The sequence below is a fragment of the Pseudomonas sp. Xaverov 259 genome (assembly GCF_019352915.1).
Lineage (GTDB): Bacteria > Pseudomonadota > Gammaproteobacteria > Pseudomonadales > Pseudomonadaceae > Aquipseudomonas.
In genome coordinates this window covers 1-594 of sequence record NZ_JAAAFV010000038.1, presented here as the reverse complement: position 1 = coordinate 594, position 594 = coordinate 1, and the positions used below count along the sequence as shown (strand labels likewise).

At 44.4% G+C, this 594-nt stretch carries 1 protein-coding gene; it reads left to right on the top strand.

All coding sequences use genetic code 11. From position 1 onward, the window contains the following. Positions 1-21 precede the first annotated feature (21 nt). On the top strand, positions 22-594 hold a 573-nt coding region (locus tag K0H48_RS31075; RefSeq protein WP_368862157.1), incomplete at its 3' end, for a HAMP domain-containing protein.

Here is a 594-nt window from a genome sequence, read left to right as displayed (position 1 = left end):
TTCTCTATGGAGGTTACACGTGTGGCGCGTGAAGTGGGTACCGAAGGAAAATTAGGCGGTCAGGCAAAAGTTCGTGGTGTGGGCGGTGTTTGGAAAGATTTGACCGATTCTGTAAATAAAATGGCGAGTAACCTTACCGGACAGGTTCGTAATATTGCCGATGTAACAACGGCAGTAGCGAAAGGAGATTTATCTAAAAAAATTACCGTTGACGTAAAAGGAGAAATTTTAGAATTAAAAAATACCATCAATACCATGGTAGATCAGCTGAATTCGTTTTCTTCTGAGGTAACACGTGTGGCGCGTGAGGTGGGTACCGAAGGAAAACTGGGCGGACAGGCGCAGGTAAAAGGAGTTGGCGGAACATGGAAAGATTTAACGGATTCTGTGAACCAGATGGCATCCAACCTAACCGGACAGGTTCGTAATATTGCCGATGTGACAACAGCGGTGGCAAAAGGAGATTTATCGAAAAAAATTACCGTTGACGTAAAAGGAGAAATTCTGGAGCTTAAAGATACCATTAATACCATGGTAGATCAGCTGAACTCCTTCTCTTCTGAAGTTACGCGTGTGGCACGTGAGGTAGGTTCC